This is a genomic window from Rhodopseudomonas sp. BR0C11, from assembly GCF_010820945.1.
In the GTDB taxonomy this organism is placed as follows: Bacteria; Pseudomonadota; Alphaproteobacteria; order Rhizobiales; family Xanthobacteraceae; genus Rhodopseudomonas; species Rhodopseudomonas palustris_H.
This window is the reverse complement of the sequence record NZ_QTKI01000712.1, coordinates 1-1,239: the sequence shown is the minus strand read 5'-3', so window position 1 is coordinate 1,239 and position 1,239 is coordinate 1. Positions and strand designations below refer to the sequence as shown.

Here is a 1,239-nt window from a genome sequence, read left to right as displayed (position 1 = left end):
GTGTATAAGAGACAGGACCAGTATCGCGCTGTCGCTCGGTATGGCGGCCAATCAGTTGACCACTGAGCGGTCGATCAACGCCGTCAACGCTCGCGCCGATGCGCAGCAGATGGTCGCCGATCACGGTCTCGAAGCCAACGTCGCACTGCGCCGGATGCAGCTTGCCGCAGCCGAGCTCCGCCTCGCCTCGACGCCGGCGCAGGTCGACAGCGCCCTCACCGGGTTGCACGACGCGCGGGAAACGATCGATCGTGGGATCAGCACCGCGGTGGCACAGATCGCAGACGGCGCCGACAAGGAACGCCTGCGCTCGATCGGCGCGCTGACGACGCAATACGATGGCGCGATGACCGAAGTCGGCAAGCTGGCCAAATCCGGCCAGTCAGGCGCTGCCAGCGACGCCGACAAGGCCAAGCGCGATCAACTCATCAGCCAGGCCCACTCGGTCGCGACGCAGGCGCTCGGTCTGATGGGCGAAGCGGTGGAGCGCGCCGAGAAGGCCGCGAAGGCGACCAAGACCCAGGCCGCGGACGAGTTGTCCAGCGCCAACCGGATCAACTTCGCCCTCGGCATGGTGGTGATGATCTCGCTGGTGATCTCGATGGTGTTCACCTTCTTCGGCATCTCGCGGCCGCTGATGCGGCTGAACGGGGCGCTGGACAAGATGGCCGGCGGCCAGCTCGACGTCGAAATCCCCGGCGCCGCGCGCGGCGACGAGATCGGCGACATGGCCAAGACCGTAGTGGTGATCCGCGAAAACGCCGATCATCGCGCCCGCGAGGAAGCCGAGCAGAAGGCGCATCAGGACGAAGTGGCGGCGCAGCAGCGCAAGCAGGAAATGCAGAAGCTCGCCGACGCCTTCGAGGGCGCGGTCGGCCGCATCGTCGAAGCGGTGTCGAGCGCATCGACCGAGCTGGAGGCCTCCGCCAGCAAGATGGCGCACACCGCCGAGGAAGCCGAGAAGCTCACCGCCGCTGTCGCCGGCGCCTCGGAGATTGCCACCAGCAATGTGCAGTCGGTCGCCTCGGCCACCGAGGAAATGGCATCCTCGATCCACGAGATCAGCCGCCAGGTGCAGGACTCCTCGCGGATCGCCAGCTCGGCCGTGCAGCAGGCCAACAAGACCAACGACCGCATCAATCAGCTCGCCACGGCGGCGCAGCGGATCGGCGACGTGGTCGACCTGATCAACACCATCGCCGGCCAGACCAACCTGCTGGCGCTCAACCCCACGATCGA

1 protein-coding gene is annotated in these 1,239 nt (G+C 66.8%); it reads left to right on the top strand.

The features are described 5' to 3' along the window. Window positions 1-4: 4 nt before the first annotated feature. Window positions 5-1,239: HAMP domain-containing protein (locus tag DYI24_RS26800; RefSeq protein ID WP_164574480.1), on the top strand; the 1,235-nt coding region annotated here is incomplete at its 3' end.